The sequence below is a fragment of the Salibacter halophilus genome (assembly GCF_008806325.1).
GTDB classification, from domain to species: Bacteria; Bacteroidota; Bacteroidia; order Flavobacteriales_G; family Salibacteraceae; genus Salibacter; species Salibacter halophilus.
Genome location: NZ_WACR01000008.1, coordinates 166,969 through 188,799 on the forward strand (window position 1 = coordinate 166,969; position 21,831 = coordinate 188,799).

The 21,831-nt window shown below is 40.5% G+C and carries 19 protein-coding genes; 8 read left to right on the forward strand and 11 right to left on the reverse strand.

Going from position 1 to position 21,831, the window contains the following annotated elements; all coding sequences use genetic code 11:
• Positions 1-20 precede the first annotated feature (20 nt).
• The 4 genes from F3059_RS10510 to tatC form a co-directional block, all read right to left on the reverse strand.
• Positions 21-809 carry a hypothetical protein gene (locus F3059_RS10510; protein WP_151168993.1) on the reverse strand — a complete coding sequence of 263 codons (789 nt, stop codon included), beginning with the start codon at positions 807-809 and terminating at the stop codon, positions 21-23.
• 169 nt (positions 810-978) lie between these two features.
• Complete coding sequence (gene lptB, locus F3059_RS10515; protein ID WP_151168995.1) at positions 979-1,719, reverse strand: LPS export ABC transporter ATP-binding protein; 741 nt, start codon at positions 1,717-1,719, stop codon at positions 979-981.
• A 9-nt stretch (positions 1,720-1,728) separates the two neighbouring features.
• Positions 1,729-4,296: a DUF5686 and carboxypeptidase-like regulatory domain-containing protein gene (locus F3059_RS10520; protein ID WP_151168997.1), complete on the reverse strand. Its 2,568-nt coding sequence runs from the start codon at positions 4,294-4,296 to the stop codon at positions 1,729-1,731.
• 50 nt (positions 4,297-4,346) lie between these two features.
• Positions 4,347-5,204, reverse strand: a complete 858-nt coding sequence (gene tatC / locus F3059_RS10525) for a twin-arginine translocase subunit TatC (RefSeq protein ID WP_151168999.1) — start codon at positions 5,202-5,204, stop codon at positions 4,347-4,349.
• Positions 5,205-5,310: 106 nt separating this feature from the next.
• Here tatC and F3059_RS10530 point away from each other — a divergent pair, with 106 nt between their 5' ends.
• Together F3059_RS10530 and F3059_RS10535 are read left to right on the forward strand one after the other, a co-directional pair.
• Positions 5,311-5,643, forward strand: coding sequence for a hypothetical protein (locus tag F3059_RS10530; RefSeq protein WP_151169001.1), 333 nt, complete (start codon positions 5,311-5,313; stop codon positions 5,641-5,643).
• A gap of 36 nt (positions 5,644-5,679) precedes the next feature.
• Complete coding sequence (locus F3059_RS10535) at positions 5,680-6,696, forward strand: COX15/CtaA family protein (protein ID WP_151169003.1); 1,017 nt, start codon at positions 5,680-5,682, stop codon at positions 6,694-6,696.
• Between the two features lie 17 nt (positions 6,697-6,713).
• Here F3059_RS10535 and gldD read toward each other — a convergent pair whose 3' ends face one another.
• The 4 genes from gldD to mutY are packed head-to-tail and all read right to left on the reverse strand — an operon-like array spanning position 6,714 to position 10,273.
• The gene (gldD, locus tag F3059_RS10540; protein WP_151169005.1) at positions 6,714-7,316 is read right to left on the reverse strand and encodes a gliding motility lipoprotein GldD; all 603 of its coding nucleotides are present in this window, start codon (positions 7,314-7,316) and stop codon (positions 6,714-6,716) included.
• Positions 7,288-8,676 carry a gliding motility-associated protein GldE gene (gene gldE / locus F3059_RS10545; protein ID WP_223274596.1) on the reverse strand — a complete coding sequence of 463 codons (1,389 nt, stop codon included), beginning with the start codon at positions 8,674-8,676 and terminating at the stop codon, positions 7,288-7,290. The genes gldD and gldE overlap by 29 nt, the downstream gene beginning before the upstream one ends.
• 21 nt (positions 8,677-8,697) lie before the next feature.
• The gene (locus F3059_RS10550) at positions 8,698-9,162 is read right to left on the reverse strand and encodes a single-stranded DNA-binding protein (protein ID WP_151169007.1); all 465 of its coding nucleotides are present in this window, start codon (positions 9,160-9,162) and stop codon (positions 8,698-8,700) included.
• Between the two features lie 49 nt (positions 9,163-9,211).
• The gene (gene mutY, locus F3059_RS10555; RefSeq protein WP_151169009.1) at positions 9,212-10,273 is read right to left on the reverse strand and encodes an A/G-specific adenine glycosylase; all 1,062 of its coding nucleotides are present in this window, start codon (positions 10,271-10,273) and stop codon (positions 9,212-9,214) included.
• A gap of 121 nt (positions 10,274-10,394) precedes the next feature.
• Here mutY and F3059_RS10560 point away from each other — a divergent pair, with 121 nt between their 5' ends.
• The 5 genes from F3059_RS10560 to prfB all read left to right on the forward strand — a co-directional run bounded on the left by F3059_RS10560 (position 10,395) and on the right by prfB (position 14,534).
• Complete coding sequence (locus F3059_RS10560; protein WP_151169011.1) at positions 10,395-10,688, forward strand: HU family DNA-binding protein; 294 nt, start codon at positions 10,395-10,397, stop codon at positions 10,686-10,688.
• A gap of 7 nt (positions 10,689-10,695) precedes the next feature.
• Positions 10,696-11,217 carry a tetratricopeptide repeat protein gene (locus F3059_RS10565; RefSeq protein ID WP_151169013.1) on the forward strand — a complete coding sequence of 174 codons (522 nt, stop codon included), beginning with the start codon at positions 10,696-10,698 and terminating at the stop codon, positions 11,215-11,217.
• Positions 11,218-11,390: 173 nt separating this feature from the next.
• On the forward strand, positions 11,391-12,947 hold the full coding sequence (locus F3059_RS10570; protein ID WP_151169015.1) for an Rne/Rng family ribonuclease: 1,557 nt from the start codon (positions 11,391-11,393) through the stop codon (positions 12,945-12,947).
• A 7-nt stretch (positions 12,948-12,954) separates the two neighbouring features.
• Positions 12,955-13,431: a regulatory protein RecX gene (locus F3059_RS10575; RefSeq protein ID WP_151169017.1), complete on the forward strand. Its 477-nt coding sequence runs from the start codon at positions 12,955-12,957 to the stop codon at positions 13,429-13,431.
• A 1-nt stretch (position 13,432) separates the two neighbouring features.
• A protein-coding gene (gene prfB / locus F3059_RS10580; RefSeq protein ID WP_151169019.1) for a peptide chain release factor 2 occupies positions 13,433-14,534 on the forward strand; the annotation gives its coding sequence in 2 pieces (ribosomal slippage) (positions 13,433-13,495 and positions 13,497-14,534; 1,101 coding nt in all).
• A gap of 81 nt (positions 14,535-14,615) precedes the next feature.
• Here prfB and F3059_RS10585 read toward each other — a convergent pair.
• Together F3059_RS10585 and gcvP are read right to left on the reverse strand one after the other, a co-directional pair.
• The gene (locus F3059_RS10585; protein WP_151169021.1) at positions 14,616-17,189 is read right to left on the reverse strand and encodes a T9SS type A sorting domain-containing protein; all 2,574 of its coding nucleotides are present in this window, start codon (positions 17,187-17,189) and stop codon (positions 14,616-14,618) included.
• Positions 17,190-17,342: 153 nt separating this feature from the next.
• Positions 17,343-20,207 (reverse strand): aminomethyl-transferring glycine dehydrogenase, encoded by a 2,865-nt coding sequence (gene gcvP, locus F3059_RS10590; protein WP_151169023.1) that lies wholly within the window; start codon positions 20,205-20,207, stop codon positions 17,343-17,345.
• A gap of 165 nt (positions 20,208-20,372) precedes the next feature.
• Between gcvP and F3059_RS10595 the strand changes: the two genes are divergently transcribed.
• Entirely contained in the window at positions 20,373-21,230 is an 858-nt protein-coding gene (locus F3059_RS10595) for a UbiA family prenyltransferase (protein WP_151169025.1), read from the forward strand.
• Here F3059_RS10595 and F3059_RS10600 read toward each other — a convergent pair.
• Positions 21,207-21,830 carry a class I SAM-dependent methyltransferase gene (locus F3059_RS10600; protein ID WP_151169027.1) on the reverse strand — a complete coding sequence of 208 codons (624 nt, stop codon included), beginning with the start codon at positions 21,828-21,830 and terminating at the stop codon, positions 21,207-21,209. The genes F3059_RS10595 and F3059_RS10600 overlap by 24 nt on opposite strands.
• Between the last annotated feature and the right edge of the window lies 1 nt (position 21,831).

Here is a 21,831-nt window from a genome sequence, read left to right on the forward strand (position 1 = left end):
TCAAATGCACCTAACTAACCTCACTTCAACTTTCTGTTAACGTATTCCTCATAATCCATTTCGCCTGTAACAACTCGTTTTACGGGAAAAAGGAGTTTGTTGAAATTGAAGAAACGGTCAAAAAATGAACGCTCTTTACTACGAATCAATCTTCCAGTGTCGCTTGAATAAGCCCAATTTTTAACAAGCTCTCCATTTTTGTATTTGCTAACTCCATTTCGGTGTAAGTATTTCCCGTCTACTATTTTGCCATTTTTATATATTAAAACTCTATCCAATTCACTATTTCCGTCCAGGCCATATTCAAAAGCAGGGCCATGTTTTTTACCGTTTTTATAATTATATACGTAAGAAGCTAAAGATATTCTATGCCAGTTAATAGTTGAGTCCCTGAACTGATTTTTGAAGTAGTATTTTTTACTGTAGTACCATGTGCAAACTCCTTCAGCTTTGCTAGTATTTGGAGATATCATTATTGAATATTGTAAGGCTTTAAATGTTATGTTCTTTTCAATCTTATATTTATGCGCAATGAATTGACCACATGGTTTTCCACTACAGTAGTAACCTGTCATAATTTTAATTGTGTCATAAATAAAATACTCGATTTTACCATGTTTAATTCCTTTATAATATTGGCAGATAGTCTTTACTTTTATAGGATTATCATTCCTTTCTTCATCAGATAAGTACCAATCACTTATATAAAATACTTTATTTAAACTTTTTTTAAATACATAATACTTGAAATTATTTTTCGCATAATCTTGAGTAAGAGGTAGAAATACAGAATCGGGTGTTTCCTCCACTATTCTGAATTCAGTGTTTTGTGATAAGATGAAAACAGGCAATGAAGCAAAAAGAAAAAACGATAAAGTGTACTTGATAATTTGAGTCATAGAGTTGTAATTGACTCAAATATAGAAATTAGAAACAACAGTTAGTTCATTGTTCCGTGAGCTGGATTAAGCTAATCAACTACCCCTGCGCCTTCTTTCTCTTCAACTCAAAATTCTGACCGAGGTAAACTTTTCTTACCTGTTCATCTTCGGCTAGTTCCTCGGCTGTTCCGGCTTTAAGGATGTTGCCTTCAAAGAGGAGGTAAGCGCGCTCGGTAATGGAAAGTGTTTCCTGCACATTATGGTCGGTGATGAGAATGCCGATGTTGCGATATTTGAGCTGGTAAACGATGGTTTGGATGTCTTCAACGGCAATAGGGTCAACACCCGCAAAGGGTTCATCTAACAGGATGAATTTTGGATCGACAGCAAGCGCTCTGGCAATTTCTGTCCGCCTGCGTTCACCGCCTGATAATAAATCACCGCGGTTCGTGCGCACGTGGTTCAGACTAAATTCATCGATCAACGACTCCAGTTTTTCTTCCCGTTCGCGTTTGTTGAGATCTGTCATTTGCAGTACGGCCATGATATTGTCTTCAACACTCAACTTTCTAAAAACCGAAGCTTCCTGGGGTAAATAACCAATTCCAAGTTTTGATCTCTTGTACATCGGGTATTTGGTGATGTCCTGTTGATCGAGGTAAACGTTTCCTTCATTGGGTTTTATAAGTCCCACTATCATGTAGAATGAAGTTGTTTTACCTGCTCCGTTAGGACCCAGTAAACCCACAATTTCACCTTGATTTACCTCAACAGAAACGCCCTTTACAACAGTTCTGCTCTTGTATTTCTTGACAATATTTTCGGCTCTGAGCTTCATGCTATTTCCTTAAAATGAAATTTGAATTTTACCGCGTATGCCGTAACCTTTAACGCCCCATAACTCACTAACTCCTTCATTATCTAGGTAAGTGAGTCGTTTCACAATATCAAAACGAAAGAGCTTTAGTATATTTTCAATACCGGCACTCACCTCAACGTAAGGTTTGCGCTCAAGGGTTCCCATTTCTTCCGGTAAAACGACAAGGTCAGTATTTGTGGTATCCGTATTGGCATCGCTCAATGATCCCATCACAGCTTTAGCTGATACAACAGCTCTCCATTTTAGGCGATCCATGAACGGAACATTACTCGTCAATAATCCATTAAAATGATGTTGAACCATGATGCTGGCAGATTGATCACTACCAAATTCCACAAAATTCATCAGGTTAAACGAGCGGTCGTCATAGGTGAAGGTCTCATTCCCGCGGTGGATGACGAGCAATGGATAAGGCACAGCACCAAAGATTTTGTTTCCTTCAATCTCAACGTCAGAGAAACCGAAGATTCCCAACTTAAAGCGCTTGGTGATGCTGAGGTACAATTTGTGATATTCGTAATCGCTGATTTGTGGCGGACTATAAGTGTAGTCAAACGTGAAAACCGGAGCCGTTGTCTTGATCTGCGATCTGGCAAAACGCCCCTGAACGAACTTCTCGTTGATGGCCAGTCTGGTTCTGAGTGTTAACTCTGTAACGTTAATCGGTTCAATTTTGTCGATTGGATCTCCCTGTGGCGTATAGTCAGAACCGAACTGAACAAAGTCGTTAAAAGCCGAGCTCATGAGGTTTTTGTTGTCGACCCTGAATGTGTTTTGCAAACCGATGAACCACTCTTTTTGAAAATAGGCAGTCCACTTTTGCTGGTAGAGCATATTATCGGCCGGACCTCTCCTCAGCGAAAGGAAAATGTTGTCGTTATCGCTCCAGTTGACATCAAAACCGGGCTGATACACATCATCAGTGTAGCTGAGATGCAGCTTCGTGAGCGGAGTTTTACTGAAGTAGTACTCAGCCGTTCCGGAATATTTCCAGCGCTCATCATTTAATCCGTAAGCGCCATATCCTTCAAAGCGCCAGTTTTCGTGAAAGTTGAGATTTGTTCGGCCACCAACTCGAAACCGGATGCCCTCAACATCATTGTAGCTCATGAAAGAAGTAATAGGCCCTATGTCAATTGGCCCGGCTTTCGTGTATCCGCTCAGCAAAAACTCACCCACATTGGCAACCGTTTTAAACTCAGGAAGGCTCTGAATAGTATCAGCCATTTGGTAAATCCCTTCTTCCTGATCGGTGAGTGTGTCGTGGCGCATTTCCTTCCAAAACTCATCATCCCTGTCGGTTGCGCTGTCGGCAATCACTTCATTGTTCAGACCCGAATAAATATCGTCAGGTCGCGGTTTGTTGATGATGAAATCATCGTAGCTCACGGTTTTCGTGTTGTAGAGTCCCAGCCCTTCGTCAGCGGGCTGAATATCAACCGTCATTTTATCTTTTGTGAGAATCCAGCCGATGCTGTCGTGATAGGTGAACTCCTGGTTAATGCGCAAATCTTCCAGGAAATTGATGTTGATGCGGCTGTCCACATTCATTTCAATTTCTTTCACAACGTAGTTGAGTGTGCTGTCGCCAACCAGCATTTTTCCCGTGAAAGCAACCAATTGCGGATCTCTGGGTATAAATGAAAGTTCTTTGAATTTGACTCCGTCAATCATCATGGAATCGGTGATGTAGTAACGGTAAACATTTGGTCCGAGCCCTGATATTGGCGAAGTAAACGACTTATCCAACAGGTCGATGGTGTTGTCGTAAATATCCACTTCAGAACCGAGCTTATCGAGAAACTGACTGACTCCTTCACCAAAAACGCTGTTTTCAAATCCCGATAGTTTGAGGCCTTTAACAACTTCCTTTTCAGACTCAGGATCTGACCGGTAATAGACTTTCGATACTTTTTCTTTGATGAGAATTGGGATGTAAGGTTTCCCGTTCATATCACTGGTGTCGATGTACTGGAAAGCGATTTTGAAACTTCTCAACGAATTTCGTTTGGTCCATTTATCGGTAAAGTTGTTGAGATCGTACTCGTCTTTCGTGTACTTGTTGTATTCCAAGTACTCCAGGTTCTCGCTGTTCATGCGGTTTTGATCGCGGTACTTGAGCACATTCCTGATGAGGATCACAGCCGGATTGTCTTTGTTGCGGTATCGTTTTTTCTTGTCGGCTTTGATTTCAACTTCTTTTAGTTGCTCAGCAGTTTGTTTGAGCTCGAAGTTGACTTCTTGCTTTTCACCGGGCTGAATCATTCGTTCCTGCGGCTTGTAACCAACGAAAGAAGCCCTCAATTTATCTGAAGCCCACTGGGTTTTGATTTCGTAATAACCGTTGAGGTCAGTTGTTGTGCCAATGTTCTTGTTGACAAAAGAGATGTTCACGAAGGGGAGTGGTTCACCCGTTTTGGCATCTGTAACTGTGCCTGAAACGAAGGTGTATTGGGCTCTGACCATTGAAGCAGAAAAGCTCACTAAAAGCAGTGTTAAGGCGAAATATAGATATGTTCGCAAGCTTGTTTTCATCAATGGGGTTTACACAGTTTAGTTAAGTTGGCTAAAGTAATGAATGCCTTTTAACTGGCTCGTTCTTTTTTAGCTTCCTTTTTGGTTATGTAAATGGAGAGCAAGATACTTATTTCGTAAAGGATCATCAAGGGCAGGCAAACCAGTATTTGGCTGAACAGATCTGGAGGTGTGATAATAGCTGCGATAATCAACGCAATCACGATGAAATGCCTGCGGTATTTTCGCAAAAATTGCGGTGTTATGAGTCCTATTTTCGTGAGGAAATAAACTAAAATTGGAAGCTCAAATAAAACGCCACTGGCCAAAACAACTGTTGTTACGGTTGTGATGTAAGTACGCAATGTGGGAATCGTTTGAACTGCTTCACTCACAGAATAGGTGGAGAGAAAATTGATCGATAGTGGCGCTATTACGTAATACCCGAATAGCACTCCAGTGAAGAACAGCAGTGATGTAAAGAACACGAGTCCGCGCGTCATTTTTCTTTCACTCGGCTGGAGGCCGGGTTTGATGAAACGCCACAGTTCCCAAATCAAATAAGGGAACGCGATTACGAGCCCGGCCACGATAGATACCAAAATGTGAGAGGTAAACTGACCGGTCATGCTGATGTTTTGCAACTTTGGGATGTTTTGACCAATGCACAAAAAATCAGGATCGCTAAAAAGCTGAGGCAGTGATGTGTTGAGCCAGTTTGAGAATGAGCAAAGTTTTTGAAAAGTCCAAAACTCAGGACTTTTTGGAGCGAAAATGATTCCGTCAAAAATGAGTGATTTATTGGCAAAGACTAAGATTGCGCCAATGATAATAGCTGCAGATCCTCTTACGAGGTGCCATCTCAATTCCTCGAGGTGATCGAGAAACGACATTTCAGATTCTTCGTGTTGCGGAAGTTTTTTCGCCATAATTAAGTGGGCAAAAGTAAAATTTTTGTTTTCAGAAAAACTGTTAAAGAACTTATTCGTTTGATAAATAAACTATACATTTGAAATATTCTTTAAAGCATTCACTATGAATAGATTCATTCTTTTCTTAACAGCGGTATTCTCACTGGGGATGTTTGTTCTATTGAATGAAACCACCTCAATCAAAACGGATAACAACAATACTTCGATTTATAACGGTCAGAGCCAGCTTTCTTCAGTACAGTTGAGCAGTGATTCACTGGGTTTGAGCCCGTCAAATATCGATGGCTTAAAAGGATCTGACCAAAGCTCAGATAAAAACCAAAAGCCAAATCAATCTGATGAAAATGGTTTTTGGGATTACGTGAAAGAAAGCCTCGATAAACACAAAATCGATTTCCCTAATTTTTTCGAATTACTTCCGGCAATTGCTATTTAATTAGCACTTTTGACGCATAACTTCGTTTTTGTGTGAATGATGAGGAAAGTAGCGCTCAATTTAGCCCGCGTATCTCTGGTTTTTTCCATGTTAGTTGTTTTCGCGGGGAGCTTTGTGAGGATGACAGGATCGGGGATGGGGTGCCCGGATTGGCCCAAATGTTTTGGACACATTATTCCGCCAACTGATGAAGATCAGGTGAAATGGGAGTCTGAAAAATTCTTTGAACAGGGGCAAATGATTTTGCATGAAGAAGCGCTCTGGATTGCGAATGCCTCATTTGAAACAAGTGAATCTTTCAACCCAAATAACTGGGAAAAATACACGCGCCACGATTACGCTCATTTCAATGTTTATCACACCTGGACAGAATACATCAACAGGTTAATCGGTGCCGCAACCGGAATTCCAACTTTCTTTCTATTCCTGGTAGGTCTTTTCTACTGGAAACGCGATAAGGTTGTTACGCTTTTTGCTGCAGCATCTCTTTTTTTACTTGGATTTGAGGCCTGGCTAGGGAAACTAGTCGTAGATGGCAATCTCGTACCCAATCAAATTACCATTCACATGTTTGGAGCGCTGTTGATTGTGACGATTCTCACTTTGTTGATCAACAGGCTCAAAAATAACTCAAGATCACTCATAGGGAAAAAAACGTTCTACCTGTTCTTGATTGTGATCGGAATATCGATTTTGCAAATCTTGCTGGGAACAGGTGTTCGCGAAGAAGTTGATCATTTACTCAAAAGCGGAATTGAACGCATCAATTTGATTGAAAACTTACCTGTCATTTATGCTATCCACAGGAGCTTTTCTATCCTGGTAATGTTGATCAATGGATATTTGATCTATAAGCTGATTAAGGCCGGAACCGGACAAAAAGCCTATCTCTTTATGTGGGGAGGGATTTTGCTGATTGAAGTTTTACTCGGAATTGGACTCACTTACTTAGGATTTCCAAAAGAAATGCAACCCGCACATTTGATTTTTGCTTTTTTGCTATTCCTCGTTCAGCTTTACGTGTTCTTGCAGGTAAAACCGGATAGGGATTAATCACGGTCAGAGCCGAATTACTTCCACTTAAATGATCTTATGAAGTGCTCGATATCCTCCTTGACAAATTGCTCAGCCGGAGCGATAGAATCTGGTTTGGGAGCCGTTTCAAAGTAAAGAGAAGCGTGTAAATAATGATCAGTACTATCTGTGATGAAAAACTGGTAGTTCGATGCGGTACTCCCTTTGAAGTCGTATGAAATACCGTAAACGTCATCTTCCCTTTTCGTTATCAGGCTTTCTTCGATGTCATTTGCTTTTACGATATGCTTCATCACGAGATCTCGACTATCTTCAGTAAGCTGACGCAATGAATCTTCAACGTGTTCACCAAAGTAAGAAACGTAAATGCGAGCTTTGAACTGAGGGTAGAGGATGTTGAACCAACACGGATTTCTGTTCGTGTCTATTCTTTTGTAGTCTAGTTTGCTGTGCTCGCTGTATTCAAAAGTGAAAGGGCAGTTACCTTCAAACTTGTCGTAAGAGTGTTGTGGTAATTCAATCCTGTGGTAACCGCGCGGTTTTGGCGTATAATCATCTGAACAGGCCGAGAAAAACGACACAATAATAATCAGTAAAAAACTCAGTAACTTATTCGTTTTGGCTCTCATTGTCATCATTCATCGATTCATCTTCAATAGTGAGTTTCACTCGCTTAATCCGTCTCTTGTCTGAAGCTTCAACAGTGAACGTGTAGTTCTCAAATGTAACGCGTTCATTCTTTTGCGGAATTTTCCCGGCAAGCTCCAGGACAAAACCTGCTAATGTATCAGCTTCGCCCTTGCTCTCTTCAAAAATATCTCCTTCGATATCCAGGACGCGGTACACATCGTTGAGCGGTGTTTTTCCTTCAAAAACGTAATTGTGGTCATCGAGTCTGGAATAAACCAAATCCTCATCGTCAAACTCATCACTGATTTCGCCTACAATTTCTTCAATGACGTCTTCGAGTGTTATAATACCGGAACTTCCACCGTATTCGTCAACAACGATAGCGAGATGGATTTTCTTGTCCTGGAACTCCTTGAGCAGATCGTCAATTTTTTTGTTTTCCGGAACGTAAAAAGGCTCTCTCATGAGCTTTGTCCACTCGAAAGATTCTTCTTCATTCAGATAGGGAAGTAGATCTTTGAGATACAGAACACCTTTAACATTATCGAAGTTTTCTTCAAATACCGGAATTCGCGAATACCCCGATTCTGTAATTTCTTCCAGCAACTCTTTGTACGGAGTAGCTTCATCGATGGCCACAACATCGAGGCGTGGAGTCATAACTTGCTTGACATCAGTTGTGCCAAACTTCACGATCCCTTTCAATATGCGTTCATCCTCTTCGCGGATTTCGTGCGTATCAGTGATCTCAAGAGCGTGAGAAAGTTCGTTGACAGAGATGTTATTCCCTTTTTTCTTCATCCTACGGTCGATGAATCGTGTGGATCTGACCAAAAGTGTGACGAGTTTTATACGATCGAATATTTTGTAAGCTGTGTGTAAAGGCAACGCCATTGTGCGCGATAACTGCATCGGATATTTTGAGGCGTAAACTTTTGGAATCACTTCACCTGTCAACAGAATGAGGAATGTGATGGCGACAACATTCACCAAAAAGGCAATCATGCCAGATGAAATGTAAATTCCCAATAAGGTGGTGCTCTCAAAGCTAAACAGCATTTGACTCAAGAGTGATGAGAGTAAAATGATGGCAACATTGATGAAGTTGTTGGATATCAGTATGGTTGCCAACAGTGATTTAGTGTGATCCAACAGGAATAAAATCACTTCAGCCGTTTTGCTGTTTTCTTCTTCCAGATCTTTCTTGTGAGTGGGAGAGAGGCTGAAAAATGCAACCTCAGAACCCGATACAAGTGCTGATCCCAGCAAAAGTATAATTAGAGCTACAATACCTGAGATAACTTCCCAGTTTAAAATTGTGATGTCAGCGATATAGAGTGAAAGCGAATGACTACTCGGTTCGTCCAATTCAGTTTGATTTAGTTCGACTTAAAACGGCAAATCATCATCCATCTCAGCTGAGTTGTCCTGAGCCTGATTTTGTGCTGGCGGAGCCTGGTCGTATTGAGATGAATTACCTCCGTAGCTCTGCGATTGATTACCCTGACCAGATGATTCGTTTGGTCCGCTCAACATAATCATTTCATTAGCTTCAATCTCGTAAACTTTACGCATGATTTTGTCATTATCCTCGTAAGTTCTCGAGCGAATTTTACCTTCAATGTAAACGCGATTTCCTTTGTTGAGGTATTTTTCTGCAACTTCAGCAAGCCCTCTCCACATAACGATATTGTGCCATTCAGTTCGCTTTACGAGCTCACCGCTTTTGTTCTTGTAAGTTTCGTTGGTAGCCAGTGTAAATCGAGCTAAAGTGGCACCACTTTCAAATGTCCTCATTTCAGGATCCTGACCTAAATTACCTATTAATGTCACTTTGTTTAAGCTCGCTGCCATAATTGATCTTTGTTTTTAAAGTAGTAAACAAAGCTAAGTAAAACGCAGGCTATTTCAAATAATGAGGAGCCTCCTCTTCAACAAAACGCTCAATTAATCTCGGGATAGGGTAACTTTCAAGCGATTTGGTTCTCACTATGCTTTCGTGATAAACCGTTTCGCTTTCAAATTCAACCTCGTAAAAACGAGCCCAAATTCTTTGATGACTCAGCAAATGTTTTCGGTCTGATCCGATTTGCGTCACCTTACTCACCTTGTGGTTCTGAAAGCGGTCATCGGTTTCAATCAGCTTTTTCAATTCACTGAACTGGTGCTTGTGGTTTTTGGTTTCAATCATCGGGAACTGGTAGAGATTTTGCCAAATTCCTTTTTGATCGCGTTTTTCAATTGCCAGTCCGCTCGCGTTATTGGTGATAATGAAATTGAAGAAACGCTCTCTTACTTTAGTTTTTTTCTTTTTTACCGGGAGATCTTTTACTCTGTTAAGAACCAGGGCCGTGCATTGATCGCTAAGCGGGCACTTGTCACATTTTGGATTAGTAGGCGTGCAGTGAAGGGCACCAAACTCCATAATTGCCTGGTTGAACTCATCGGGCCTGCTGTTTTCCATCAGCTCGAGAGCAGCCTCACTGAAAATTTTATAAGATTTTGGAGTGTTAATCGGTTCGTCAATATTCAAATATCTACTGATAACCCTGTAAACATTACCATCTACAACCGGAACGCGTTCGTTTTTTGAGAAAGAAGCAACAGCAGCGGCAGTATATTTTCCAACACCTTTAAGCTTTAGAAGGTTTTTATAGTCGGTTGGAAATACGCCATTAAACTCAGTTATGACCTGGTCAGCAGCTTTTTTGAGATTTCTGGCTCTACTGTAATACCCGAGTCCCTGCCACATATTGAGCACTTTTTGTTCATCAGCATTAGCCAATGCCCTAACTGTGGGAAATTCTTTTTCGAACTTCAAATAATATGATTTTCCCTGTTCTACTCTCGTTTGTTGGAGGATTATTTCAGAAAGCCATATATAATAAGGGTTTTTGGTGTTTCGCCACGGCAATTCACGCTTGTTCTTTTGATACCAATTGATTAAGTCGACCGAAAAACTCATGTATTCTACTTTTCAGATTTCAAAAATACATTGATTTTATTTTCGCATTACAAATATTACAGTATCTTTGCAGGCCTCGAAATAGAAATTATAAAACCGTAATAATTAAAGACTTACAATTATGACTAAGGCAGATATCGTTACAGAAATCTCTGAAGAAACAGGAATTGAAAAGGTGATGGTGCAGGCGACTGTAGAAACTTTCATGGAGCAGGTAAAGGCAGCATTGACTAAAGGAGAGAATGTTTACTTGAGAGGTTTTGGTTCGTTTATCGTGAAAAAACGCGCTGAAAAAACTGGTCGTAACATCTCAAAGAACACTACGATCATTATCCCAGCTCACAATATTCCAGCATTTAAGCCGGCAAAGACGTTTGTTAATGACGTTAAAGAAAACGTAAAAGTTAAAAAGTAATTGACATTTGAAGTTTAGCGGATTACAAATAATTATCATCCTAAGTGCTGTAGCCATTGGTGCAGCACTCTTTTTTGCGCGGACAACCCCGAACGAAAAAGAAGTTGCTGCTAAACAAAAAGTTGAAAAAAACGTAGAAGATCAGAGTGGATCTACAGGATCTGAAAGTGATATAAACGCACAAATTGATTCAGCTCTAACGAAGGTTAGGAGCGAGGCCCCAATGGCCGGAATCATGAAGTTGCGAGAAATCGCTGAGAATAATCCTGAGAATATTCGTGTTCAAATGGAACTAGGAGCGCTGTCCATTCAAACAGGACAGCTCGACAAAGCTGTTACACGTTTTAAGCGAGTGATTGAACTCGATACCAACTTTATTGAGGCGCATTACCTGTTAGCTGTAGTAAACGCTAATAAAGGTGATACGCTATCGGCAACAAAAGGGATGGAATTTGTCGTTGATAATGCCGGTAATCCTGAATTGCTGAAGCAAGGAAAAGAATTTTATAAAGAACTTAAAAAGAATTAATATGCCAAGCGGAAAGAAGAGAAAAAGACATAAGATGGCGACTCATAAACGTAAAAAACGCTTACGTAAAAATCGTCACAAAAAGAGAAAGTAATTCAATAACGTATTCTTTCTTTAGCCCCCACGTGGGGCTTTCCTCATTTTAGCGTTTTTCACTTCTAAATTGACATTACGTGAAAAAAGATCTCATTGTAAATGTTACAAATAAGGAAGTTGAAATTGCGCTGCTCGAGGATAAGAAGCTGGTTGAATTACATAAGGAAAAGCACAATAACGACTACACCGTTGGTGATTTATACCTGGGGAGAGTAAAGAAACTCGTTCCCGGGTTAAATGCTGCATTTGTTGATGTTGGGTACTCAAAAGATGCCTTCTTGCATTATTTTGATTTGGGTCCGCAAGCTGCAAATGTGCTGTCGTATCTGGGAGACGTTCGCTCGAAAAAAGCAAACGCTTCTAACCTTAAAAACTTTAAGCTGTTACCTGATATTGATAAAGGTGGCAACATTAAAGAAGTACTAAAGCCAGGCCAGGAAATTCTTGTCCAAATAGCGAAAGAGCCAATTTCAACTAAAGGCCCCCGCATTTCAACTGAGTTGAGTATTGCCGGGAGGTATCTGGTTTTAGTCCCTTTTACAGACAAGGTATCGGTTTCTTCCAAGATTAAACATCGCAAGGAAAAAGACCGGCTGAGACGTCTTGTACACAGTATTAAGCCAAACAACTTTGGTATCATAGTCAGAACCGTAGCTGAAAACAAAAAAGTTGCGGATCTCGATCGCGATCTCAGGGAGTTGTTGCAAAAATGGGATGAGTGTTTTCATAACCTAAAAGGTGCTAATCCGCCAGTTAGGGTATTAGGAGAACTCGACCGCACTTCAGCTCTGCTGCGTGACGTGTTGAACGATTCCTTTAACAACATTGTCGTCAATGAAGAGAAGTTGTACAAGGAGATTCAAAATTACATGAAAAGTATTTCCCCTGATCAGGCAAAAATTTGCCGACAGTACAAGGGAAAGAAAAGTGTATTTGATCACTTTGGAGTCGAGCGTCAAATCAAAGGTTCATTTGGGAAAAATGTAACCATGTCAAGTGGCGCCTACCTCGTGGTAGAACACACTGAGGCGCTTCATGTAATTGACGTCAATAGTGGTAATACAGCCAAGAAAGAAGATTCTCAGGAACGCAATGCGTTGCGAACAAATCTCGAAGCAGCTGAAGAAATTGCTCGTCAACTCCGATTGAGAGATATGGGCGGAATCATCGTTGTCGATTTCATCGATATGCAGGATTCCAATAACCGTAAAACACTCTTCAATAAGGTCAATGAAGTGATGAAACTCGACCGGGCTAAACACTATGTTTTGCCACCGAGTAAGTTTGGGTTGGTTCAGATCACTAGACAGCGAGTAAGACCAGAAATGGATATTAAAACCGCTGAAGAAATCCCCACTAAGGATGGAGATACACAGGAAGTTCAGGCTACGATCTTACTCATAGATGATATCGAAAATGCTTTGCGTTTTGCCATTAAAGATCAAAACGAAAAAGTTGCTTTAATTAAAGCTCATCCATTCATCGATGCTTACTTTAAACAGAACAAAAAGAAATACCAGTGGAAGTGGTTCATGAATTACAAACGCTGGATTAAAATTCAGCCCAGAACGGCTTATCCACTCATGAAGTTCAAGTTGATCAATGCCTCTAATGAAGAAGTGACAACCAATTGATTTTGCTATGTCATTCGGCAAGCAACACGTATATACTGTTCAACAGGCTCTTACCAAAGCGATGAAGTACTGCGCTTACCAGGAACGTTGCCAAAGTGAAGTTTATAAAAAGCTTCGCGATTGGGGCATGAGTCACAATGATAGCGAAGAAGTACTGGCGGAGTTGATCTCTGATAATTTCATCAATGAAGAGCGATATACTGAAGCATTTGTTCGAGGAAAGTTGCGGTCTAAAGGATGGGGTAAGTTGAAGATTTCCTACAAACTGAAAGAAAAACAAATCTCCAACTACAATATTGATCACGCTTTAAAACACATTGAGCAAGAGGAATATTTGAGTATTCTGGAAAGAGAAGCCAAAACAAAACTAAAACTGATCAATTCAAAACCTGATAGAGAAAAGAAAGCCTCGTTATTGAGGTTTCTTCAAAGTAAAGGTTTTGAGAATAACTTGATTTGGGACTGGATTAATAACAACTTGTAATATGGTATCACAAGACGAATTGAAGAAACTAACCGGGCGCCTGGATGCGTTAAGGGGGTATCTTTGACCTGGAAAGCAAACGGGAAGAGATAAAGGAAAAGGAACTCAAATCTCAGGATCCAGAGTTTTGGGATGATCCTAAAAAAGCTGAGTCAATCCTCAAAGAGATAAAAAGACTCAAAAACTGGACAACAGCTTTTGATGCAATAAGTGAAAAGAAAGATGAACTCGAAGTTTTAATCGAATTTCACGAAAGCGGAGAAGGATCTGAGGAGGAAATCGATAAAACGTATTCTCAGTTAATCGAAGATGTAGAGGATCTCGAGTTCAAGAATATGCTTTCAGAACCGGAAGATGAGTTAGATGCGGTCCTTGAAATTAATCCCGGAGCCGGTGGTACAGAAAGCCAGGACTGGGCTTCAATGCTTTACCGCATGTATTTGATGTGGGCAGAGAAGAACAACTTCAAGGTAAAAGAAATCGACTATCAAAAGGGTGATGAAGCGGGTATTAAATCTGTTACCATTGAGATCCAGGGTGAATTTGCTTACGGTTATTTAAAGGGTGAGAATGGTGTTCACCGACTCGTGAGAATATCACCTTTTGACTCTAATTCAAGGCGTCATACATCCTTTGCCTCGGTTTTTGTTTATCCTGTCATTGATGACACAATTGAGATTGAAGTAAATCAATCTGACATCAACTGGGAAACATTCAGATCGGGTGGTGCCGGTGGGCAAAACGTAAATAAAGTTGAGACCGGTGTTCGTTTAGAGCACAAACCATCAGGTATAATCATTCGTAATACTGAAACCCGTTCTCAGTTGAAGAATAAAGAGAACGCGATGCGTCTTTTGAAATCTAAGCTTTACGAAATAGAGATGCGTAAGCGTCTTGAAGAGCGCGATTCAATAGAAGGAGACAAGAAGAAAATCGAATGGGGTTCTCAAATCCGCAGTTACGTATTCCATCCATATAAAATGGTTAAAGATGTAAGGACAGAGGTAGAAACCTCCAATGTTCAGGCAGTCATGGATGGCGATCTCGATAAGTTCATTAAAGGATACCTCATGGAGTTTGGAGGTAGCAAGAAAGAGGACTAATAAATAACTTCCTTTTTTCAAGGCATAAAAAAAAGGCTTCTCAATTGAGAAGCCTTTTTTGTTGGTTTAAAGAAGTTGGAGTTACTTCACAACTACTTTGTATGTCGCAGATTTACCTTCTTGATCTTGAACTTCAATTAGGTAAATTCCTTTGTTCATGTCAGATAGGTTGAAACGTTTTTGAGCGTTTCCAGAAACATTAACTCTATCCTGAGCAACAGTTTGTCCAACGATGTTACGAACAACAATGTCGTAAGCACCATTAAGACCGTTGAAGTTAACTTCAAACTGACCGTTGTTAGGGTTTGGATAAACTTTGATGTTATTAGTTAATGTTAATTCACCATAACCAACTAAATCATCAACGACTTCAGAGCCTGTTATAATACATCCGTTATCATCAGTAACAGTAATAGTATAAGTATCATTAGTTGTAACAACAATGTTGGCAGTTGTTTCACCAGTACTCCACTCATAACTGTAAGGTGTTGTACCACCAGAAACTGAAGAAGTTACATCACCTGATGCGGGATCATGGTCTGTATTTAATGTCAATGGAGAAGGCTCGTCAACAAATTCAGTTCCACCAACTGTTTCACAACCACCAGCATCAGTAATAGTAACACTGTACTGTCCTGGAGCTAGTCCAGAGATGGTTTGACCCGATTGTCCATTACTCCATGTGTAAGTGTAAGGAGTAGAACCACCAGTTGCATTTGCTGTTAGTGAACCATCGTTATCACCATTACAAGTAACATCAGTTACATCGTATCCACCAAATAGTGGAGCGTTTGCATTAGTCATGATAACTTCAACTGTACCTGTACAACCGTTAGCATCAGAGATAGTTACCATATAAGAACCAGCTGCCAAACCTGAGTTAGTAGCAGTCATAGTTCCGTCAGGCCATTCAACATTGTAGTTGTTAGCTCCAAAAGTTACTGTAGCTACACCATCAGCAAGACCACAAGAAGCTTCAGTATCAACATTAAAGTTTCCAGTTAACTCATCACATGCAAAACCAGCAACGTTAGCTTTAATCTTAGGATTCAGGCTAGTGAAGAACCAGTCTTGAGCTGCGTTGTTATCAGGTCTTACGAAAACAGTTTGTGGATCAGCACCTGGTTGGCCCTGTGCCATAGATACTGAGTCACCAAATGTTTGGAAACCTACGATGTAATCACCAGGAGTAAGGTTGAGATCAGTGATGTCATAATTTGACCATGCACCAATATCACCAGCTCCAAGGTTATAGAATGAATTTGGATCTGTTGATGTTAAGTTGTTAAAGTTAGCATCCCAAACACAAATTTGAACCTGAGCATTTTCAGCAGAAAAGCTAGAGAAATAGATGTCTACAGACTCAAGTGTATCAAGTTCTTTAATCGTCATGCTAAATCCAATAGCATAATTGTAACCCTGGTAGAAGTTACCCTGGTCTAAAGTGATACTATCATCAGCACGTGAATAAACATCTTCAGTAATATTCAAATTAAAGTTAGTCGTGTCGTTTACTGGGAAATCATCTGTGTTATCAGAATTCGCAACAAAATCAATTGAATAATTACCAATTGGTTTGTTCATAATTACAGTACCAGAGTTACCTAGTGAATCTGAACTACCAGTAGCCAAGCTTGGATTTGATGTAGTTTGAGTTTCTAAAGAACCGTTAAAGAATACATCAACTCTACTATTTGGTTGAGTTTGAGACCCCTGATTTGTTATTTCACCACTGAAAGACACTGTATCAGTACTAGCGTGATTCAAAGGAATATTAGCATAGTAATAGTTTTGACCTTGATTTAGACCCCAGTTAAAGAAGTTATCATCAAGAGTAAGGTCATTATCTGGGCCTTGAACAAACTGGATGTCGTCAATTTGCCAGAAATAATAACCTGAACCATTCGCATTACTTACTGTAGCACCATCAAATACGAACTGTGCCTTTACGTTATTGTTACCAGGAATATTAAATGGTATTGGAACGTATATCATTTCAGCGTTTGGTGTTGCTGAATTCACAGTAAAATCATCAGTATAGATATCTACTGTATCAGGATAAGTCATACCACCATCAGTAGAAAAAGCTACATGTGCAGTAGCCTGGAATCTTCTAAAATAAGAAGTCATTCTCAGGTAAACACTTTGGTAACCTGTAAAGTCCATTGTTGGAGTTTCAAGAATACCAATGTGTGGAGTAGGAACTGGTCCACTACCCATTGTTTGAGGACTACCATTGTTATCGAGGTAATCACTGTCAAAAATCATGAAACCATTAGAATTGGTCATTGATGCGATTGGACCTCTTTGACCATTGTAAGCACCTCTTGAACCTGTAGTATTATTAGGATTGGTACTTGTACCTCTGTATTCCCATGCTAGAGGAGCTGATGAGTTGTTGAGAATGAAAGAACTCCAGGCTCCATTAGAGCCATCACCTGCTAAACCATTTCCGAAAGTTTCTTCGAAAATTGTATCTCCGTTAAGAGCTGTTGGTGCGTTTCCACCAGAGCGGGTAAATGTGTAACCTTGATCAGATGTCCTTTCCGCGACATTCATTGCCTTAGGGGCTTCAGGTACATCTTGCAGGGCAGTTTGAGCACTTAACCCGCCAGCTAATGCCAGCCCTGCGACTGTTAGTAAATATTTCTTCATAATTTAATTAATTTAATTTACTCTATTCGAGTCCGTGAAATTAATAATAATTTAATTCACAAACGAATTCTTAAAGAGTAAAGTTTGTTATTCGATCATTACAAATATAGTGACTTTACCATATGTTGTCAATAAAATAATAATTCCTCATGCTTATACAGCCTGATACTCTTCTATAGGTAAGCAACTACATACTAAGTTTCTATCGCCATAAGCGTTATCAATCCTTCTCGAGTAACTCCAAACTTTAGCATCGAGCAAATAAGGAACAGGATAAGCAGCTTTTTCACGGCTATATGGTTTGTCCCATTCACTGGTAGCTATCATACGAGCTGTGTGAGGAGCATTTTTCAACACGTTCTCCTTCTTGTCTGCTTCACCTTCTTCAATCAACCTTATTTCTTCTCTTATTTGGCGCATTGCTGTTATGAATCGGTCGAGCTCATCTTTGTCTTCACTTTCTGTTGGTTCGATCATCATTGTGCCTGCAACAGGGAATGATACGGTTGGTGAATGGAAGCCATAATCGATCAGTCGCTTGGCCATATCTTCAACTTCAATGTTTGCAGTTCTCTTGTAGTTGCGACAGTCGATAATCATTTCGTGCGCTACAGTATTATTAGAGCCAACGTAAAGAACATCATAGTGATCTTTCAGCTGTGCTCTAATGTAATTCGCATTTAAAATTGCCATTTTAGAAGATTTCGTCAATCCTTTTTGTCCCAACATTTTGATATAACCGTAGGAAATCAACAGAATCAATGCTGAACCATAAGGTGCCGCAGATATTGATGAAATTCCATTTTCACCACCCGTTTTATGAAGTGGATGAGTTGGGAGGAAAGGTGTCAAGTGTTTTGCAACACCAATAGGCCCCATACCAGGTCCACCGCCACCGTGCGGAATAGCAAATGTCTTGTGAAGGTTGAGGTGACAAACATCAGCACCGATTAATCCCGGAGATGTAAGGCCAACCTGAGCGTTCATATTTGCTCCATCCATGTATACCTGTCCGCCATGAGCGTGAATGATATCGATGATCTCTTTTATTTTCTCTTCAAATACTCCATGAGTTGAAGGATACGTTACCATCAAAGCAGATAGCTCATCACTGTACTTCTCAGCTTTTTCTTTCAAATCATCAACATCGATGTTTCCGTTGTCATCGCATTTTACCACAACTACTTTCATGCCTGCCATCACTGCTGATGCCGGGTTAGTTCCGTGAGCAGATGAAGGAATCAAACAAACATGACGCTGATGATCGTTATTGCTTTCGTGATAAGCTTTGATAACCATCAATCCGGCATATTCGCCCTGAGCGCCAGAGTTTGGCTGAAAGGATACGCTGTCAAATCCTGTGATTTCCGAAAGATCCTTACCTAACTCATCAATAATTTCTTTGTAACCCTGAGTTTGATCTACCGGAGCAAATGGGTGAACGTTTGCGAAATTTTGATTTGAAATTGGAAAAAGCTCAGATGCTGCATTCAATTTCATTGTGCAAGACCCCAGTGAAATCATCGAATGCGTAAGAGAAATATCTCTGTTTTCGAGTTTCTTCATGTACCGCATGATTTGTGTCTCAGAGTGGTACATATTAAAGATGTCGTGGTTGAGGAAAGAGGTTGTACGTTTAAATTCATTTGGCACTTTTACCTGATCTGCTCTATCAAATTGTTGGTCAGATCCGGCAAGAGTTGAAACGAGAACTTCGCTCATCCTTTCTGCATTCTCCCAGGTTTTCGTTTCGTCCAGGCTGATGGAAATCGTGTTCTGACCGTAATAAAGGTTGAAGCCGGCTTTTTCCATTTCAGCCTTGACTTTCGCCATTTGGCTTTGATCGGCTCTGACCGTGAGCGTATCAAAATGCGTGTTGTTCACGATTTCAATTCCGGCCTTTTCAAGTGTGTTGCGAACGCTTTGTGTTTTGTCGTGTATCGTTTGTGCGATGTCAATGATTCCTTCAGAACCGTGGTACACAGCATAAAAACCGGCCATTACCGCGAGAAGTGCCTGAGCCGTGCAGATGTTTGAAGTAGCTTTATCTCTGCGGATGTGTTGTTCGCGTGTTTGAAGAGCCATGCGGAATGCGGGATGACCATCTTTGTCTTTACTCACACCGATGATTCTGCCCGGTATGTGTCGCTTGTATTTTTCGTGTGTGGCAAAATAGGCTGCGTGCGGACCACCATATCCCATCGGGATACCGAAACGCTGAGTTGATCCTACTGCACAATCGGCATTCATGCTGCCCGGTGATTTCAGCAGTGCGAGCGACATGATATCAGCGGCCATACACACTTTAATATCGTTTGTGTGGGCCTTTTCAATAAAGTTAGAATAATCGACTACTCTTCCTGTTGCAGTTGGATATTGAAGGAGTGCTCCAAAATAAGTGTTGTCGAGCACAACATCTTCAAAGCTGCCTGTTTCCAGCTCAATACCTAGCGGAGTAGCGCGTGTTTTGAGAACTTCTTTAGTTTGCTCAAACACATCTTTATCGATGAAGAATTTTTTGACACCGGCTTTTTGAGCTTGTCTCGAGCGAGTGTTGTAGAACATGATCATGGCCTCTGCTGCTGCAGTTGCTTCATCTAAGAGAGAAGCGTTGGCAATTTCCATGTTGGTCATGTCCATGACCATCGTTTGAAAATTGAGAAGCGCTTCGAGCCTTCCCTGAGCAATCTCGGCCTGATAAGGTGTGTAGGCAGTGTACCAACCAGGGTTTTCCAGAATGTTGCGCTGGATTACGGCTGGTGTAATTGTTCCGTAATATCCCTGACCGATGAAGTTTTTCATCTGTCGGTTTTTTTGTCCCAACTCGTTAATGTGGTTAGTAAACTCAAACTCGGTCATAGCCTTTGAAATATCTAAAGGCTTTTGCATCCTGATTTGCTCAGGAACAGTTCTATCAACGAGTTCATCGAGGCTGTTACAACCAATAGCCTCTATCATTTCTTTAACATCTTGTTCAGATGAACCTATGTGTCTGCGCTCAAAGCTACTCCACTTCATTTTCAACACTTTTTAATGAATTTGGCTGGCAAAATAACTCAAAAAAAATGGCTATTTAAACCTTGTTCACGTTTATATTTTACCTAACCAATTTTCTGTTATCTTGTTTGAGAGAACGGGTTAATAATTGGAGAGTTTCTTTTCTTTGTTTATCACTTTGATTGTATGAACAAGCTGTTGAACTTTTTTCTCTTCTCAAACCTGTATGTGTTGCTCGTGATAGCAGCGCTGATAGGCTGTACACAGCTCGCAGTAATTGGAGAAACTCAAGTGAACGATACAGTTTGGTTTATTCTTTTTTCAACTCTCGCTCTATATCCTGCTCATCGCTTGTATGGAGTAATAAGGAGTAAAAGCTCGCGATTGGTTGAAAGAGTGTATTTCATGAATGATTACAAAACGGTTTTGGCGGTAATCGTTTTGATCGGACTAGCGGGAACCGGATATTTTTTTCTTGAGCTCTCATGGGAGCAACAGAAAAAAGTTTTCATCCCTTCATTTTTGGGGTTAGCTTATTCTTTTCCTGTGATTCCGGTTAATGGCAAATTCATTCGTTTACGCGACTTACCCTACATCAAAGTATTTGCAATATCAGCTGTTGTCAGTTATCTCACAACTGTTTTTTTACCGGTGACTGAAATGTTGAACTCATCAGCTTCGTGGGGACTTTTTTTTAAGCGTTTTTTCTTTTTGTTAGCTATTACACTTCCGTTTGATATTAGAGACTTAAGAGTTGATAAAAGGGAAGGGTTGCGAACAATTCCCAATCAAATGGGCGTAAAAGTTTCAAAGTGGATATCGGGAATCGCGTTGTTTAGCTATGTGTTGTTGGCTTTGCTTTTTGTGGCTCTGACCGATAGTGAAGTTATTCTTTTTGTCGCGCAATTTATCACGGCTGCGTGGGTGCTTTTCTTTTTGGTCAGAACCAAACCAAACCGCTCAGAGTATTTTTATTCTTTTGGATTTGAGGGAGCAGCTATTGTCGAGGTGGTTTTACTTTTAATCCTTGTAAACCTGATATAATCGGCTGGTTACAGTTTTGTTGCTGAAATTCTTTTCGCTGACTAATTTGTGCTTGAAATTGCCGAAAAAGAGGTTGTAATCTGGCAGACTCATTTGAAGTTTTCCGCGGAAAGGCAAGAAAATGAGATAGAGGATTAACATTTTCAGTTTTGAAAAGGCATCTTGCTTTTGAACGAAGTCGCTGAACAGAATAAATCCTTTGTGTTTCACACTCACAATTACTGATTTGGCAACGGCCTTCATCTTTCTTTCGGGAATGATATCCAACACGAAAGGGAGAACCATGACATCAATATCTTCCAGGTTGATGTCTTCCATGTATTCTTCTTTGAAGAAAATTCTCCTTGAAGTACCAAATCGCTTTTTGGCTTTTTCCATCATCGATTCTGACGGTTCAATAAAGTAGATCGTGGCATTTTTGAATTTTTCGAGGAGCGGATTCAGGATGTCACCCGAGCCACCTCCTACAACTGCGAGCTTCGTTACGAGCTTAGGGTCGAGACGATGAAATTCGCGCTGAGCCTTTGAGATGGAAGGAAAGAAGAAGTTCCGCATTGTTTCGTAGAACGGAGCAACGAGTCGGTAACCTACAAATCGCACG

Bases quoted from the DNA above. Each gene is read 5' to 3' on its own strand.
- lptB (WP_151168995.1), bottom strand. From the start codon at position 1,719: ATGAAGCTCAGAGCCGAAAATATTGTCAAGAAATACAAGAGCAGAACT.
- F3059_RS10520 (WP_151168997.1), bottom strand. From the start codon at position 4,296: ATGAAAACAAGCTTGCGAACATATCTATATTTCGCCTTAACACTGCTT.
- mutY (WP_151169009.1), bottom strand. From the start codon at position 10,273: ATGAGTTTTTCGGTCGACTTAATCAATTGGTATCAAAAGAACAAGCGT.
- gcvP (WP_151169023.1), bottom strand. From the start codon at position 20,207: ATGAAGTGGAGTAGCTTTGAGCGCAGACACATAGGTTCATCTGAACAA.
- tatC (WP_151168999.1), bottom strand. From the start codon at position 5,204: ATGGCGAAAAAACTTCCGCAACACGAAGAATCTGAAATGTCGTTTCTC.
- F3059_RS10560 (WP_151169011.1), top strand. From the start codon at position 10,395: ATGACTAAGGCAGATATCGTTACAGAAATCTCTGAAGAAACAGGAATT.
- F3059_RS10595 (WP_151169025.1), top strand. From the start codon at position 20,373: ATGAACAAGCTGTTGAACTTTTTTCTCTTCTCAAACCTGTATGTGTTG.
- F3059_RS10575 (WP_151169017.1), top strand. From the start codon at position 12,955: ATGTCATTCGGCAAGCAACACGTATATACTGTTCAACAGGCTCTTACC.
- F3059_RS10530 (WP_151169001.1), top strand. From the start codon at position 5,311: ATGAATAGATTCATTCTTTTCTTAACAGCGGTATTCTCACTGGGGATG.
- gldD (WP_151169005.1), bottom strand. From the start codon at position 7,316: ATGATGACAATGAGAGCCAAAACGAATAAGTTACTGAGTTTTTTACTG.
- F3059_RS10535 (WP_151169003.1), top strand. From the start codon at position 5,680: ATGATGAGGAAAGTAGCGCTCAATTTAGCCCGCGTATCTCTGGTTTTT.
- F3059_RS10550 (WP_151169007.1), bottom strand. From the start codon at position 9,162: ATGGCAGCGAGCTTAAACAAAGTGACATTAATAGGTAATTTAGGTCAG.
- F3059_RS10585 (WP_151169021.1), bottom strand. From the start codon at position 17,189: ATGAAGAAATATTTACTAACAGTCGCAGGGCTGGCATTAGCTGGCGGG.